Raw genomic sequence first — 15095 nt, 5'->3', positions numbered from 1 at the left:
GGAAACCGTGAAACTCGCTCTCGACCCGCAGATGTTCTACGCCACCCATTCCGTGCTCGACCTGCCCGACGTGGTGGCGCGCCTGGGCTACTCGTGGCTCGAACTGTCCCCGAAAGCCGACTTCATCCCGTTCTTCGGCCACCCGCGCGCCGACGACGCCACGGTGGCGAAACTGCGCAAGCGCGCCGCCGATGCCGGGGTGGGCATCGCGTCGGTGCTGCCCGTGCTGCGCTGGTCGGGCCCGGGGGAGGAGGAACGCCAAGCCGCGGTGCGCGCGTGGATGCGGGCGATCCAGATCGCGGTCGACCTGGGGGTGGACACGATGAACTCGGAGTTCAACGGCCGCCCGGAGGCCGCCGAGTTCGCCGAAAGCCAGTTCCTGCGCTCGATGGACGAGCTGATCCCGGTGTTCGAGCGCGAGGGCGTGAAGCTGGTGCTGGAACCGCATCCGGACGACTTCATCGAGGACGGCCATGCCGCTGTGCGGCTCGTGCGGGGGCTCAATCGGGAGTGGATCTCGTTCCTCTACTGCACGCCGCACACGTTCCATCAGGGCAACGATGCTTCGGGGATCATTGCTGACGCTGGGGACAAGGTCACGTACGTGCACCTCGCTGACACCCTCGACCACACCGCTTCGAACGGACTGCGGTACATCGTGAATCCTCCGGGTTCGACTGTCCGGGTCCATCAGCATGCCGAGATCGGGCGGGGCGAGGTCGACTTTGACGAGGTTTTCGCCGCGCTCGCTGACGTCGGGTTCGACGGGGTGGTGTCGTCGTGTGTGTTCGGCTGGGAGGAACGGGCGGAGGAGATTTCGGTGCGGCAGCGGGAGAAGGCTGCCGGGTTGGTGGAGAAGCACTTTGGGGGCGGGAAGCTTTAGGGCTACAGTGCGGTTTTCTCAATAGTGCGGTGGGGGTGAAGCTGCTTCTGGCCGAGGGGCGCGGTTGGGCTGGTGCCGGCGTACGTGAGGGGAACCCTGAGGGAATCAGATTCCCTCTGAACTGCGCCCCGGAAGTTGGACTGGGAATCCAGTTCCAGCTGTCCGGGGAGTGGTTCGTTGCATCCACACAGTTCGTTGTCTGAGTGGCAGCGGGCGTCCGCTGTTGCGTTGTTCGAGGACGGGTATGGCGCGAAGGCCGTGGCGTCCCGGTTGGGGGTGTCGGCGGGTGCCGTGCGACGCTTGCGTGATCGTTGGAGGCTGCGGAGCGCGGGAGCGCTGATGAACAAGCCAGGCAGGCGGTCGTTCGCGTTCGAGTTCAAGCTGGAGGTCGTGCGCCGGTATGTCGGCGGCGAGGCGACCGCGGCCGAGCTGGCGCGCGAGCACGGGCTGTCCTCGCCCAAACTCGTGGAGAACTGGGCGCGGGCGTATCGGCGCGAGGGCGAGGACGCGTTGCGGCCCAAGCCGAAAGGCCGTCCGCCCGGTGTCGCGGACTCGCCGGGTCCCGGCGAGCTGGAGCGGTTGCGGGCGGAGAACCTGCGGCTGTCGGCGGAGAACGCCTACCTAAAAAAATTGCGGGCCTTGAGGGAGCAGGGGCGAGGGTGAAAACCCAGGCCGTCGCCGCCCTCAAGGCCGACTATCCGCTGCCGGTGCTGCTGGCGGTCGCGGGCCTGGCCCGGTCGACGTTCTTCTACCACCAGGCCCGGCCCGACCGGCCCGACCCGCACGCCGGGCTCAAGGCCGCGATCGCCGAGGCGTTCGAGGCCGCCCGCGGCCGCTACGGGCACCGGCGCGTCCACGCGGTCCTGGTCCGCGCCGGCTGGCGGGTGGCGAAGAAAACCGTGCGCACGCTGATGAACGCCCTCGGCCTGGTCTGCCAGGTCCGGCGGCCGCGCCGGCGCCGGACCTGGCCCGGGCAGCCCGGCACGGCCGCCGAGAACCTGCTCAACCGCGAGTTCGGCGCCGACGCCCCGGACACCAAATGGGTCACCGACGTGACCGAGTTCCGCATCGGCGACCGCAAGCTCTACCTCTCGCCCGTGATCGACCTGTTCGACCGGTCCGTGGTCGCCTACGCCTGCGGGCCGTCCCCGACGCTGGAGCTGACGAACTCCTCGCTGCGCGCCGCGATCGCGACCCTGCCCGCCGGAGCCCGCCCGCTGGTGCACTCCGACCAAGGCTTCCAATACCAGCACGCCTCCTGGCGCACCCTGCTCGCCGACGCCGGCCTGACCCAGTCGATGTCCCGGCGAGCCACCTGCCTGGACAACGCCGTCGCCGAGAACTTCTTCGGCCACCTCAAAGAAGAACTCTTCCACCACACCAAGTTCGACACCGTCGACACGTTCATCACGGCACTGCACGACTACATCGACTGGTACAACACCACCCGCATCTCCACCACGCTCCAAGGCCTGAGCCCGGCCGAATACCGAGCCCAGACCCCCGCCGCCTAACCTCTACATAACCAGTCCAACTTCCGGGGCCCAGTTCAATGAGGGGTCCCCTCACGTACGCGAAAACCTCCAGTGCCAGGGACTTAAGGCGGCCCTGCGGGTGCGTGGGGAGCGCGTCTGCCCGGGTCGGGAAGGCTGGGCTGGCTGTCGGCAGGCGGGCCGGTCGGGCGGAAGCGCGGTGTGCGGTCTGTGAGGGGCCCCTTGAGGGAATCTGATTCCCTCAAGGGGCCCCTCACGGACTCACGGATACGGTCAGACGGATATCAGTCGGGCATTTCGGCGGGTTTGGTGTCCGGTGCGGACAGTCCGCAGGCCGAAGCCGCCCAGCTTAAGTCCCTGGCATTGACGAGAAAACCTCAGTGAAGGGGGCGCGCCCGGCTGGGTGCGCCCCCTTCGTCGTGGATCAGTTAGCAGTCGGGAAGTTGAACGCCGCCCCGTGCGCCTCGGTTTCCGGCCACCGCGTGGTGACCACCTTGGCACGCGTGTAGAACCGCACCCCGGCCGGACCGTGGATCGGACTGTCGCCGATGAGGGAGTCCTTCCAGCCGCCGAACGAGTAGTACGACATCGGGACCGGAATGGGCACGTTGACGCCGATCATGCCGACATGCACGCCGCGCTGGAAGCGGCGGGCCGCTTCGCCGCTGCCGGTGAAGATCGCGGTGCCGTTGCCGTACGGGTTGGCGTTGATGAGCGCGATCGCTTCGTCCACCGTGGACACTCGGACGACCGCGAGCACAGGGCCGAAGATTTCTTCGCGGTAGGCCTGCATTTCGGTGGTCACGTGGTCCAAAAGGGACGGTCCGACGAAGAAGCCTTCCTCGTGCCCGTCGACCGAGTGGCCGCGTCCGTCGACCACCACGGTCGCGCCTTCTTCGGCGCCGCGGGCGACGGCGGTGAGCACGCGGTCGCGCGCGGCGGCGGTGACGACCGGGCCCATGTCGTTCGTGGCGTCGGAGCCGGGGCCGACCTTGACCTCGCGGGCCTTGCGTTCCAGCACGCCGATCAGCCGGTCGCCGGCGTCGCCGACCGCGACCGCGACGGAGATCGCCATGCACCGTTGCCCGGCGGAGCCGAACGCGGCGGCGGTGAGGTGGTTGGCGGCGTATTCGAGGTCGGCGTCGGGCAGGACCACAGCGTGGTTCTTCGCGCCGCCGAGGGCTTGGACGCGTTTGCCGGTCGCGGTGCCGCGCTCGTGCACGTACTTGGCGATCGGCGTGGAGCCGACGAACGACACCGCGGACACGTCCGGGTGGTCCAGCAAAGCGTCGACCGCGACCTTGTCGCCGTGCACGACGTTGAACACGCCGTCGGGCAGGCCGGCTTCGGCGTAGAGCTGCGCGACCAGGTTGGACGCGGACGGGTCGCGTTCGCTGGGCTTGAGCACGAAGGTGTTGCCCGCGGCGATGGCGACGGGGTGCATCCAGAGCGGCACCATGATCGGGAAGTTGAACGGGGTGATGCCCGCGACGACGCCGAGCGGCTGGCGGAAGTCGTGCACGTCGACGCCGCGGGAGACCTGGTCGGAGAAGCTGCCCTTGAGCGCGTCGGCGATGCCGCAGGCGTATTCGACGACCTCGCGGCCGCGCACGATCTCGCCGCGTGCGTCGTCGACGACCTTGCCGTGTTCGCTGGAGATGACGCGGGCGAGTTCGTCCTCGTGCTTGACCAGCAGTTCGCGGAAGGCGAAGAGGATCCGGGTGCGCTGGGTGAGCGAGGATTCGCTCCAGGACTCGGCGGCCTTCGCGGCGGCGGCGACGGCGGTGTCCACGTCGGCCGATTCGGCGAGCAGGACGGCGGACTGCTGCTTGCCGGTGGCCGGGTCGTAGACCGGTGCGGTGCGGGTGGAACCCGCGGGGGTCGAGACGCCGTTGATCCAGTGTTCGATGGTGTTCACTTCGCTCCTCGTCGAGAGGTCGGTCAGAGGTACGGGCGCTGTTTGCGTTTGACGTCGGCGTAGGTTTCGCGCGCCGCTCGGGTCGAGTCCAGGTCGGACACTTCGCTGACCGGCACGTCCCACCACGCCGATCCGGGCGGGTTGGGGCCGTGCAGGTCGGTTTCGACGTGCACGACGGTGGTCGTGGAGTTCGCCTTGGCCTGTTTCACCGCGGCCCGGAACTCGTCCACAGTGGACGCGCGGAGCACGGTCGCGCCGAGGCTGGCGGCGTTGGCGGCGAGGTCGACGGGCAGTACCCCGCCCTCCAGCAGGCCGTTGTCGGCACGGTACCGGTAGGAGGTGCCGAATCGTTGCGAGCCAAGGGATTCCGACAGCGATCCGATCGAGGCGAACCCGTGGTTCTGCACGAGCACGATGATCACCTTGAGCCCTTCGGCGACCATCGTGACGATTTCCTGCGCCATCATCAGGTACGAGCCGTCGCCGACGAGCACGACCACTTCCCGGTCGGGCGCGGCCATTTTCGCGCCGACGCCCGCCGCGACCTCGTAGCCCATGCACGAGTAGGCGTATTCGACGTGGTAGGCCTTCGGATCCCGGGCCCGCCAGAGCATCTGCAGGTCGCCCGGCATCGATCCGGCGGCGTTGATGACCACGTCGCGGTCGTCCAGTTCGCTGTTGAGCGCGCCGAGGATCTCGGTCTGCGCGGGCAGCGGCTGGTGCCCGACGGCGAAGCAGTCGTCCGCGGTGCGGTTCCACTCGTCGGCCAGCAGCCGCGCCCGGGTCCGGTACGCGTCGTCGACCTGCCATCCGGCGAGGGCTTCGTGCAGTGCGGTGATGCCGCGTTTCGCGTCCGCCAGCACCATTTCCGCGGAATGCTTCGCGGCGTCGAGGCGCGCGACGTTGAGGTTCACGAACTGCACGCCCGGATTGCCGAACACGGTGTGGGACGCGGTGGTGAAGTCGCTGTAGCGGGTGCCGATGCCGAGCACGACGTCGGCTTCCGCGGCGAGCGCGTTGGCGGCGGACGTGCCGGTGGAGCCGATGCCGCCGACCGCGCTCGGATGGTCCCACGGGACCGCGCCCTTGCCCGCGTGCGTGTCGGCGACGGGAATCCCCGTGGCGGCGGCGAACGCGCGCAGTTCTTCCCAAGCCTCGGAGTACACGACGCCGCCGCCTGCGACGATCAGCGGGGCCTTCGCGGCGCGCAGCAGGTCCACGGCGCGGCCGAGTGCTTCCGGTTCGGGCACCGGGCGGTCGATGTGCCAGACGCGGCGGCGGAAGAACTTCTCGGGCCAGTCGTAGGCTTCGGCTTGGACGTCCTGCGGCAGCGCGAGCGTGACCGCGCCGGTCTCGACCGGGTCGGTCAGCACGCGCATGGCGGCGAGGGCGGCGGAGATCAGCTGTTCGGGCCGGGTGATCCGGTCGAAGTACTTCGACACCGGGCGGAACGCGTCGTTGACCGTGACGTCGCCGCCGCGGGTGTCCTCCAGCTGTTGCAGCACCGGGTCGGGGCCGCGGGTGGCGAACATGTCGCTGGGCAGCAGCAGGACCGGGATCCGGTTCGTGGTGGCGAGGGCGGCTCCGGTGATCATGTTCGTCGAGCCGGGGCCGGTGGACGCGGTGCAGGCGAAGGCCTGGAGCCGGTTGCGCATTTTCGCGAACGCGGTCGCGGCGTGGACCTGGCCCTGTTCGTTGCGCGCGAGGTAGTACGGCAGGTCGTCGGAGCCGGTGCGAGCCGCCTGCAGCAGCGCTTGGCCGATCCCGGCGACGTTGCCGTGCCCGAAGATCCCGAAACAGCCGGGGATCAGCCGGTGTTCGACGCCGTCGCGCTCGGAGTACTGGTTGGCCAGGAACCGCACCAGGGCTTGCGCGGTGGTGAGCCTCATCGTGCGCCTCCGAACGGCAGCCGCGGGTCGACGTCTTGGGATTCCCAGGTTTGGCGGACCCACGCGTGCGCGGGGTCGTCGCAGATCAGCCAGGCCCGTTCGGGTCCGGGACCGGCCATCACGTTGAGGTAGTACAGGTCGTAGCCGGGCGCGGCCATCGACGGGCCGTGCCAGCCGTGCGGGATCAGCACGACGTCGCCGGTGCGGACCTCTTCCAGGACGTCGATCGGGCGCTCGGGAGTGCCGTAGACGCGCTGGTAGCCCATCCCGCCGCCGGCGACCTCGAAGTAGTAGATCTCCTCGAGTTCGCTTTCGCCCTCGCGCGCCTCGTCGTGCTTGTGCGGCGGGTAGGACGACCAGTTCCCGCCCGGCGTGAGGACTTCGCAGACGAGCAGCTGGTCGGCGTCGAAGGTGTGCGGCAGGCAGTAGTTGTTGACCTGGCGGCTGCAGTTGCCCGCGCCGCGCAGTTCCGTCGGCACGCCGTCGGCCGGGCCGTAGCGCGCGGGCAGCCGCTTCGAGGTCTTCGCCGAGGGCAGCGCTAACCTGCCTTGGCCGGTGATCGTCGCCTCGGCATCCCTGGGCAGGTACGCGAAATCGGTGACCGCGTCGAACACGCCGGTGCGCCCGGCCAGCTCGAACGTCTCGCCGTCGACCGACACCGAGCAGCTGCCGGACAGCGGGAGCACGAGCGTTTCCGCGTCGCCGGTGGAGACGGTCTCGGCACCGTCGAGTTCCAGCACGCGCAGGCCGGAGTAGCCCCATCCGGCCGATTCGGGAGTGATTTCGAGACTGAACCGGTTCACAGCAACCCCACCGCCGTATCGACCGCCTTCGCCACGTCGCCGTCGTGCGGATAGAGCAGCGACCGCCCGACCACCAGCCCCTGCACCGTCGGCAGCGCGAGCGCCTGCTGCCAGGACGCGAACGCCGCGTCCGGGTCCTTGACCTCGCCGCCGAGCAGCACCGCGGGCAGCGTCGAGGCCGCCAGCACCCGCTCCATCTCGGCGACCACCGGCAGCTTCAGCCAGGTGTAGGCCGACGAGCGGCCGAGCCCGGACGCGATGGTGATCGAGCGGATCACGGCGTCGGGGGAGAGGTCGTTCTTGATCCGGCCGTCGACCCATTCGGACAGGAACGGTTCGACCATCGCGACGAGTTTCCGGTCGGCGAGCGCGTCGATCGCCTTCGCGGTGTTCTCCAGGACGCTCGGCGTCGCCGGGTCGGAGAGGCAGATCCGGGTGAGCGTCTTGCCGCCGTCGAACCGCATGCGCGCGATGGTTTCCGCGTCGTAGCAGGCGAACCGGTCGTCGATCTCGAAGCTCGACCCGGCCAGCCCGGTGCGGTTCATCGACCCGATGACCGTCTTGCCGTCCAGCGCGCCGAGCAGGAGGAGGTCGTCGACGATGTCCGGGGTCGCGAGCACGCCGGTGACGCCCGGTCGTTCCAGCGCGAGGCACAGCCGCTCCAGCAGTTCGCCGCGATCGGCCATCGCCAGCGGATCGGAGCCGACCGCGTTCGCGCCCCGCGCGGGGTGGTCCGCGGCGATGATCATCGTGCGGCCCTTGTCGTTGAACGGCGACTTGGCCCGCACGCGCACGGCAGCGGCCTCGGCGATCGCTTCGGGATCGCGCACGCGTTTGGCGACGATCCGCTCGACCGTATTCATTCTTTTCCTCCGAGCTTGCGCAGTACCTGGTCTTCGGTGGGCATGGCGTCCGAACAGGACAGTTGGCCCGCCACATGCGAGCCGGCCGCGTTTGCGAACCGCATCACCCGCGCGGTGTCCCAGCCGGACAGCAGCCCGTGCACCAGCGCGCCGCCGAACGCGTCGCCCGCGCCGAGACCGTTGACGACCTCCACCGGCACCGGCGGCACCTCGACCTCGCCGGTGTCGTCCACCGCGAGCACGCCCTTCGGGCCCTGCTTCACCACGGCGAGCGAGATCCCCTTGTCCCGCAACGCTTTCGCCGCCTCCCGAGGTTCGCGGACGGCGACCGCGGTGTCGCATTCGTCGAGGTTGCCGACCGCGACCGTGGCGTGTTCGAGCGCCTTGCCGACCCATTCCCGGGCCTGCTCGCGCGAGTCCCAGAACATCGGCCGGTAGTCGAGGTCCAGCACCGTGATCCCCCTGCGACCACGGGCCTCCAGCGCCGCCAGCGTCGCCGAACGGCTCGGTTCCTGCGACAGCCCGGTCACCGTCGCCCAGAACACCTTCGCCGCGCGGATCGCGTCGAAGTCGAGTTCATCGGCGGAAATGTCGAGATCGGGCGCCTTCGGGAAACGGTAGAAGTAGAGCGGGAAATCGTCCGGCGGGAAGATCTCGCAGAACGTCACCGGCGTCGGCAGTTGCGGCGACGTCCCGACGAACCGGTCGTCCACGCCGTATCCGGCGAGCGCGCGGTGCAGGAACCGGCCGAACGGATCGTCGCCGGTCTTGGTGATCACCGCCGAGGCCCGGCCGTACCGGGCGGCGGCGACCGCGACGTTGGTCGCGCTGCCGCCGAGATACTTGCCGAACGAGGTGACGTCTTCCAGCCCGACGCCGATCTGCTCGGGGTAGACGTCCACCCCGATCCGGCCCATCGTGACGAGGTCGAACCCCGTGGTCATCGTCGCGTCCTCCTGCCTGCCGCGGTGGCTCCGCCCTCTGACAGTGCAGGACCCCGAGGGACTTTGTCAAGACATATGGACATTAGGTCATCGGCACCTGAGTCGGTAGGCTCCCGAGGATGAACGCCAGTCCGGCTTGGGACCCCGCGCGCGAGATCGCGGTGGATCCGGCCAGCCCCGAACCGCTGTACTTCCAGGTCGCGCGCCAGCTGCACGCCGCGATCGAGGACGGCCGCCTGCCGGCGGGCGCGCGGCTGGCGAACGAACTGGACCTCGCGGCCGGGCTGCGGCTGTCCCGTCCCACGGTCCGCCAGGCCATCCAGTCGCTGGTCAACCAGGGGTTGCTGGTGCGCAAGCGCGGGGTCGGCACCCAGGTGGTGCGCACGAAGGTCACCCGTCCGCTGCGGCTGAGCAGCCTGTACGACGACCTCGCCGGGCTGGGCGGAACGCCGGAGACGACGGTGCTGTGCAACCGCGTGGAGGACGCCGACGCGGAGGCCGCCGGGCTGCTGGAAGTCCCCGGGCTGACGCGCGTGCGCCGGTTGAAGCGGATCCGCTCGACGGGCGGCGAGCCGCTCGCGGTGATGAACAACTACCTCCCGGACGGCCTGATCGACCCGTCGGACGAGGACCTGCGGGAGAAGGGCCTGTATCAGCTGCTGCGCGGGACCGGGCTGCGCCTGCACTCCGCGCAGCAGAACATCGGCGCCCGCCTCGCGACCGCCGAGGACGCCGAACTGCTCGACGAGAAGCCGGGGGCCGCGTTGCTGACCATGCAGCGCACGACCTACGACGAGACGGGCCGGGTCGTCGAGTACGGATGGCATGTGTACCGGGCTTCGCGGTACTCGTTCAACCTCTCCCTGGCGAATTCCTGACGCGACTGTCCATTTCGGACAGTCCGGCGGCCGGGGGTGAAACCGGTCTTCGCGATACCCGTGGCGAGACAGCGGGATTCATCGCCAACGTGCATGAATCCGCGAAACTATCCACTTGACAAGTTCTGGGTCTGGCGCTGAAGGTTGTCGGCAACAGCAGCGGCGCCGGCGCAGGCGCCGCCGAGCCGTTCCCGGCGGAGGCGCTCAATGTCGAACGCGCAAGTCCAGCACCAGACCGATCTCAAGCGGAACGCTTTCGGCGTTCCCGGAATCCTGTTCTTCGTCCTGTCGGCGCAAGCGCCGCTGACGAGCATCGTGGGCGCGGCCGCGCTCGCCGTGGCGCTCGGGGACGGGGCGGGCGCACCCGGCGCCTATCTCGTCGTCGGCGTCGTGATCGTGCTGTTCGCGGTCGGGTTCACCACGATCGCGCGGCACGTGGACACCCGCGGCGGCTTTTTCGCCGTGATCAAGGCGGGGCTCGGCCGTCGCGCGGGCTCCGGCGGATCCGCGCTGGCCCTGTTGTCCTACAACGCGATCCAGATCGCGATGTACGGCCTGTTCGGGGCCACCCTGTCCGGGCTGCTTTCCCGGCACGCGGGCATTTCCGTGCCGTGGTGGGCCTGCGTCGCGGGCGCGATCGCCGTCGTGTGGTTCCTCGGCTCGCGCAAGATCGAACTCGGCGCCCGCGTGCTCGCCGTGCTCGTGGCGTTCGAATTGCTGCTGTTGGCCGGGTTCGCCGTCGGCGTGGTCGTCACCAAGGGATGGTCCGCGTTGGACGTTCCCGCGAGCTTCGGCCCGAAAGCGGTGCTGGCGGGCGCGCCCGGAGTCGCGATCATGTTCGCGATCGCGTCGATGTTCGGATTCGAATCGACGGCGATCTACTCGGGCGAGGCGAAGGACCCGCGGCGCACCGTGCCTCGCGCGACCTATATCGCGGTCGTCCTGATCGCGGTGTTCCTCGCGTTCCTGACCTGGACGCTGGTCTGCTTCTACGGCGCGGGGCAGGCGCAGGAGGCGGCGCGGACGGCACTGCAGACCGACCCCGCTTCCTTCGCGGTGACGCCGCTCAACAGCGTGCTGGGGGAGTGGGCGGGGACCGCGGCCGACGTGCTGCTCTCGACGTCGCTGTTCGCCGGGATCCTGTCGTTCCACAACATGATCACGCGCTATTTCCACACCATGGCGGGGCACAGCCTGTTCCCGCCGATCCTGGAGCGCACCAACCGGCACCAGGCGCCGGCCGCGGCCTCGCTGGCGCAGTCGCTGCTGGCCGCGGTGGTGGTGCTGCCGTTCGCGGCGGCCGGGATGGACCCGGTCGGCCAGCTGTTCAGCTGGCTGTCCGGGCTGGCCGTCGCGACGCTCGTGGTGCTGTACACGCTCACCTCGGCGGCGGTCATCGGCTACTTCCGGCGCACCCGCGCCGAACGCAATCCCTGGACCACGCTGCTCGCGCCGGCCCTCTCCGCCGTGCTGATGCTCGGAATCCTCAGCCAGGTGGTGCGCAACTTCGGAGTGCTCACCGGTGGCAGCGCGACGACCGTGTGGCTGCTGCTGGCGATCGTGCCCGTCGTGTTCGCCGCCGGGCTCCTGCGCTCGCCCCGGACAGTGCCGCGCGGCGCTCCGGCCCCGGCCACCGAACCCGTCTGACTTCTTCCCTCTGACCAAGGAAAGGCTTATGTCCACCCAAACTTTGCCCGTGTCGCCGGTCGACGGCGGGAACGCCGCCCCGCATCCGCTGGCTGTGCTCTCCGCGGCCGAACTCGAAGCCGCGCGAAGGATTCTCGAGGAAGCCGGTCTCGTGTCCGCGACGACCCGGTTCTCCTACGTCCTGCTCCGCGAACCGGACAAGCAGGACGTCCTCGCCTGGGACGGGCGGACCCCGCTGCCGCGCGAGGTGTCGGTGCTGGTGACCGAACTGGAACCGCTCGGCCTCAGCACCGTGGTGGTGGACCTGACGGCGGGAGAAGTCGTCTCGCGGACGGTGCTCGACCCGGCCGAGGTGGGCTTCGGCCCGTGCCTGGACGAGGATTACGACCTGGTCGACGAGATCGTCAAGAGCGACGAGCAGTGGCTCGCCGCGGTCGCCAAGCGCGGCGTCGCCGATGTCGGCAAGGTCCGGACGGTGCCGCTGTCGGCCGGGGTGTTCGGCTATCCCGACGAGGTCGGCGCCCGCGTGTACCGCGTGCTCTCCTTCCATCAGCCGCACCCCGGCGAGCCGCCGTGGGCGCATCCGGTCGGCGGGGTGATCGCGCACGTCGACGTGAGCAACCGGCGGGTGCTGCGGGTCGTGGAGACGCACGTCGACCACGTGCCCGAGGAGTCCGGCGATTACCTGCACGACGCCGTCCGCGGCCCCCAGCGCACCGATCTCAAGCCGATTTCCATCACCCAGCCCGAAGGCGTCTCGTTCCAGTACGACGACGGCGTTCTGTCGTGGCAGAACTGGCAGCTGCGACTCGGGTTCAACGGCCGCGAGGGGCTGACCCTGCACCAGGTGTCCTATGCCGACGGCGGCGTGCGGCGGCCGGTCGTCTATCGGGCTTCGGTCGCGGAGATGGTGGTCAACTACGGCGATCCCGGGCCCACGCACGGCTGGCAGAACTACTTCGACCTCGGCGAGTACCAGTTCGGGCGGCTGGCGAACTCGCTGGAGCTGGGCTGCGACTGTCTCGGCGAAATCACCTACGCCGACGCCGTCGTGGCCGACGACCACCTGCGCCCGCAGCTCATCCGCAACGCGATCTGCATCCACGAAGAGGACTTCGGCGTGCTGTGGAAGCACAACGACATCTTCACCGGCACCTCGCAGACGCGGCGGCAGCGCCGGCTCGTGGTGTCGTTCTTCGGCACCGTCGGCAACTACGACTACGGGTTCTATTGGTACTTCTACCTCGACGGCACCATCGAGTTCGAAGCCAAAGCCACCGGCATCCCGTTCCCGTCCGGGTACGACGGCTCCGACCCGCACTTCAGCGAGCTCGCGCCCGGCCTCGGCGCCCCGGTGCACCAGCACCTGTTCTCGGTGCGCCTCGACCTGACCGTCGACGGGGTGCGCAACTGCGTGGACGAACTGGACGTCGCACCGGTGGCGATGGGCGAGAACAACCCGTGGGGCAACGCGATCGGCCGCAAGCTCACCCGGCTGCGCACCGAACGCGAAGCTCGCCGGAAGGCGGCGAACCACCTCAACCGGGTGTGGGCGATCTCCAGCGCGGAGCACACCAACCGGCTGGGCAAGCCGACCTCGTACGTGCTGCACCCGGAAGGCCAGCCGGCGCTGCTGGCCGACGAAAACTCTTCGATCGCCCGCCGGGCGGCATTCGCCCGCGAGCATCTCTGGGTGTCGCGGTACGACCGGGACCAGCTGTGGCCCTCGGGCTACACGGTGAACCAGAACCCGGGCGACGACGGGCTGCCCGCCTACACCGCGCGGGACCGGCCGATCGACGGGGAGGACGTGGTGCTGTGGCACACCTTCGGCCTGACGCATTTCGTGCGCACCGAGGACTGGCCGATCATGCCGGTCGACTACGCCGGGTTCAAGCTCAAGCCGGACGGTTTCTTCGACCGCAACCCGACCCTCGACGTGCCTGACCTCAGCGGGAAATCCGGCTGCTGCGGCCCTGCCGGTCATGCCGGGCCGTGAGCTGGCGCTGTGCCGCTGGCTCGCCGTGTTCGCGATGGCCGGTGCGCTCGCCCACGTCGCTGTCGCCGCGCACACGCCCGCGCTGACAGCGGTTTTCGCGGGCATGGCCGTGCTGTGCCTGCCGTGCGCGGCGCACCTGTGGCGCGGCGGCCGGTCCGCGCTGCGGCTGGTCGCGGGCAACGCCGCGGCCATGGTCGCGATCCATCTCGCGGTGGGGACCGGGCACCACTCCGGATCGGCGGCGCTCGCCGTCCTCACCGTCACCGAAGGCGGCATCGCCGCTGGCGCGTGGTACCTCGCGCGCCACTCGCAAAGGAGAACCGCATGACTGACACCGTGACCGCGCTGTTCCTGGACGGCGTCTGGACGAAGGGCGGTGCGCCGGGATTCACCACGCTCAACCCGGCGACGGAGGAACCCCTCGCGGAAATCGCCGCCGCCGACGAGGCCGACGTGGACCGTGCGGTGCAGGCCGCGACCCGGGCGTTGAAGGGGGAGTGGGCGGCGACCCCGCCGTCCCGGAAAGGCCTGCTGCTTTCCCGGCTGGCGGACCTGGTCGAGCAGGAGGCCGAGGGGCTCGCGCGGCTGGAATCGCTCGACATGGGCGCGCCGGCCGGGATCGCGCAGGGCATGTTCGTGCCGAATCTCGTGGCGTCGTTGCGGTACTACGCGGGCTGGGCGGACAAGATCACCGGCGAGTTCGTTCCCACCGACGGCTATTTCGGCGCGCCGACCCACTCCTACACCCGCCGCGAACCGGTCGGCGTGATCGCCGCGATCGTGCCGTGGAACTCGCCGCTCATGATCCTCGGCTGGAAGCTGGCTCCCGCGCTGGCCGCGGGCAACACGGTGATCGTGAAGCCGGCGGAGGACGCGTCGCTGTCCATCCTGCAGCTCGCTGAGCTGTCCGAACGGGCCGGTTTCCCGCCCGGCGTGATCCAGGTGCTGACCGGTCCGGGCTCGGTCACCGGCGAGGCGCTCGCGCGGCATCCGGGCGTGCACAAGGTCAGTTTCACCGGTTCCACCGGCGTCGGGCGGCGCATCCTGCGCAATTCCGCGGACACGTTCAAGCGGACGACCTTGGAGCTGGGCGGCAAATCCCCGCAGCTGGTGTTCGCCGACGCGGACCTGAACGCCGCGGTGGCCGGTCTCGCGGCGGGGATCTTCACCAACCAGGGCCAGGTCTGCGCCGCGGGGACGCGCATCCTCGTGCAGCGGCCCGTGCTGGACGCGGTGCTGGACGGACTGCGCGACGCCGCGGCGGCGCAGGTGCTCGGCGACCCGTTCGACCCGGCGACCACGATGGGCCCGCTGATCAACGGCGTCCAGCGCGAGCGGGTGCTCGGCTATGTCCACAAAGGACGGGACGAGGGCGCGGCCATCGTCGCTGGGGGAGATTCCCCGGACGGGCCGGGCTTTTTCGTCGCGCCCACGGTGTTCTCCGGCACGAACGATCTGGCGATCGCGCGCGAGGAGATCTTCGGCCCGGTCGGCACGGTGATCCCGTTCGACGACGAGGCCGAGGCGGTCGCGATAGCCAACGACAGCGACTACGGGCTCGCGGCCACGGTGTGGACCCGCGACGTCGGGCGCGCGCACACCGTTTCGGCCGCGCTCGAAGCGGGCGCGGTCGGGGTGAACGGCTGGTCGCCGCTGGCCCCTCAGCTGCCGTGGGGCGGGCTGAAAGCGAGCGGGGTCGGCCGCGAACTGGGCTACGAGGGCATCCTCGCCAACACCGAGGCGAAGACCGTGACCATCGTATTGTGAAAGGGGAATCG

Annotated in this window: 13 protein-coding genes and 1 pseudogene; 9 read left to right on the top strand and 5 right to left on the bottom strand. The window is 69.8% G+C overall.

The window, feature by feature from the left end; all coding sequences use genetic code 11:
- Nucleotides 1-7 precede the first annotated feature (7 nt).
- The 4 genes and pseudogenes from DMP23_RS43950 (at nt 8) to DMP23_RS43940 (ending at nt 2397) form a co-directional block, all read left to right on the top strand.
- Nucleotides 8-883, top strand: coding sequence for a sugar phosphate isomerase/epimerase family protein (locus DMP23_RS43950; RefSeq protein ID WP_337824730.1), 876 nt, complete (start codon nt 8-10; stop codon nt 881-883).
- Nucleotides 884-1018: 135 nt separating this feature from the next.
- Nucleotides 1019-1189: pseudogene (locus tag DMP23_RS48190) on the top strand (helix-turn-helix domain-containing protein); the annotation flags it as partial.
- Between the two features lie 33 nt (nt 1190-1222).
- Entirely contained in the window at nt 1223-1546 is a 324-nt protein-coding gene (locus DMP23_RS43945) for a helix-turn-helix domain-containing protein (RefSeq protein WP_240691576.1), read from the top strand.
- Complete coding sequence (locus DMP23_RS43940) at nt 1543-2397, top strand: IS3 family transposase (RefSeq protein ID WP_337819872.1); 855 nt, start codon at nt 1543-1545, stop codon at nt 2395-2397. Before DMP23_RS43945 ends, DMP23_RS43940 begins: the two co-directional genes overlap by 4 nt.
- 403 nt (nt 2398-2800) lie before the next feature.
- Here the strand turns inward: DMP23_RS43940 and DMP23_RS43935 are convergent, their stop codons facing one another.
- The 5 genes from DMP23_RS43935 to iolC are packed head-to-tail and all read right to left on the bottom strand — an operon-like array spanning nt 2801 to nt 8793.
- Nucleotides 2801-4294 carry a CoA-acylating methylmalonate-semialdehyde dehydrogenase gene (locus DMP23_RS43935; RefSeq protein ID WP_337824729.1) on the bottom strand — a complete coding sequence of 498 codons (1494 nt, stop codon included), beginning with the start codon at nt 4292-4294 and terminating at the stop codon, nt 2801-2803.
- A 23-nt stretch (nt 4295-4317) separates the two neighbouring features.
- Complete coding sequence (gene iolD, locus DMP23_RS43930) at nt 4318-6183, bottom strand: 3D-(3,5/4)-trihydroxycyclohexane-1,2-dione acylhydrolase (decyclizing) (protein WP_337824728.1); 1866 nt, start codon at nt 6181-6183, stop codon at nt 4318-4320.
- On the bottom strand, nt 6180-6986 hold the full coding sequence (gene iolB, locus DMP23_RS43925; RefSeq protein WP_337824727.1) for a 5-deoxy-glucuronate isomerase: 807 nt from the start codon (nt 6984-6986) through the stop codon (nt 6180-6182). Before iolB ends, iolD begins: the two co-directional genes overlap by 4 nt.
- Nucleotides 6983-7849, bottom strand: coding sequence for a Cgl0159 family (beta/alpha)8-fold protein (locus DMP23_RS43920; protein WP_043827556.1), 867 nt, complete (start codon nt 7847-7849; stop codon nt 6983-6985). The genes iolB and DMP23_RS43920 overlap by 4 nt, the downstream gene beginning before the upstream one ends.
- Entirely contained in the window at nt 7846-8793 is a 948-nt protein-coding gene (iolC, locus tag DMP23_RS43915) for a 5-dehydro-2-deoxygluconokinase (protein ID WP_337824726.1), read from the bottom strand. Before iolC ends, DMP23_RS43920 begins: the two co-directional genes overlap by 4 nt.
- Before the next feature lie 119 nt (nt 8794-8912).
- Between iolC and DMP23_RS43910 the strand changes: the two genes are divergently transcribed.
- The 5 genes from DMP23_RS43910 (at nt 8913) to DMP23_RS43890 (ending at nt 15084) form a co-directional block, all read left to right on the top strand.
- On the top strand, nt 8913-9671 hold the full coding sequence (locus tag DMP23_RS43910; protein ID WP_275293467.1) for a GntR family transcriptional regulator: 759 nt from the start codon (nt 8913-8915) through the stop codon (nt 9669-9671).
- A 207-nt stretch (nt 9672-9878) separates the two neighbouring features.
- Nucleotides 9879-11318, top strand: a complete 1440-nt coding sequence (locus DMP23_RS43905; RefSeq protein WP_337824725.1) for an APC family permease — start codon at nt 9879-9881, stop codon at nt 11316-11318.
- A gap of 28 nt (nt 11319-11346) precedes the next feature.
- Nucleotides 11347-13317: a primary-amine oxidase gene (locus DMP23_RS43900; protein WP_337824724.1), complete on the top strand. Its 1971-nt coding sequence runs from the start codon at nt 11347-11349 to the stop codon at nt 13315-13317.
- Nucleotides 13304-13645, top strand: a complete 342-nt coding sequence (locus DMP23_RS43895; RefSeq protein WP_043827562.1) for a hypothetical protein — start codon at nt 13304-13306, stop codon at nt 13643-13645. Before DMP23_RS43900 ends, DMP23_RS43895 begins: the two co-directional genes overlap by 14 nt.
- Nucleotides 13642-15084, top strand: coding sequence for an aldehyde dehydrogenase family protein (locus DMP23_RS43890; protein WP_337824723.1), 1443 nt, complete (start codon nt 13642-13644; stop codon nt 15082-15084). Before DMP23_RS43895 ends, DMP23_RS43890 begins: the two co-directional genes overlap by 4 nt.
- The last annotated feature ends 11 nt before the right edge of the window (nt 15085-15095 follow it).

It is taken from the genome of Amycolatopsis sp. A1MSW2902 (assembly GCF_017312175.1).
GTDB lineage: Bacteria > Actinomycetota > Actinomycetes > Mycobacteriales > Pseudonocardiaceae > Amycolatopsis > Amycolatopsis nivea.
The sequence above is the reverse complement of the archived record's forward strand: the minus strand, read 5'-3'. Positions and strand labels throughout refer to the sequence as shown.

Excerpts from the sequence above, each read along its gene's own strand:
- iolC (WP_337824726.1), bottom strand. The coding sequence starts at position 8,793 with ATGACCACGGGGTTCGACCTCGTCACGATGGGCCGGATCGGGGTGGAC.
- DMP23_RS43900 (WP_337824724.1), top strand. The coding sequence starts at position 11,347 with ATGTCCACCCAAACTTTGCCCGTGTCGCCGGTCGACGGCGGGAACGCC.
- DMP23_RS43945 (WP_240691576.1), top strand. The coding sequence starts at position 1,223 with ATGAACAAGCCAGGCAGGCGGTCGTTCGCGTTCGAGTTCAAGCTGGAG.
- iolD (WP_337824728.1), bottom strand. The coding sequence starts at position 6,183 with ATGAGGCTCACCACCGCGCAAGCCCTGGTGCGGTTCCTGGCCAACCAG.
- DMP23_RS43920 (WP_043827556.1), bottom strand. The coding sequence starts at position 7,849 with ATGAATACGGTCGAGCGGATCGTCGCCAAACGCGTGCGCGATCCCGAA.
- DMP23_RS43905 (WP_337824725.1), top strand. The coding sequence starts at position 9,879 with ATGTCGAACGCGCAAGTCCAGCACCAGACCGATCTCAAGCGGAACGCT.
- DMP23_RS43910 (WP_275293467.1), top strand. The coding sequence starts at position 8,913 with ATGAACGCCAGTCCGGCTTGGGACCCCGCGCGCGAGATCGCGGTGGAT.
- DMP23_RS43895 (WP_043827562.1), top strand. The coding sequence starts at position 13,304 with ATGCCGGGCCGTGAGCTGGCGCTGTGCCGCTGGCTCGCCGTGTTCGCG.
- DMP23_RS43890 (WP_337824723.1), top strand. The coding sequence starts at position 13,642 with ATGACTGACACCGTGACCGCGCTGTTCCTGGACGGCGTCTGGACGAAG.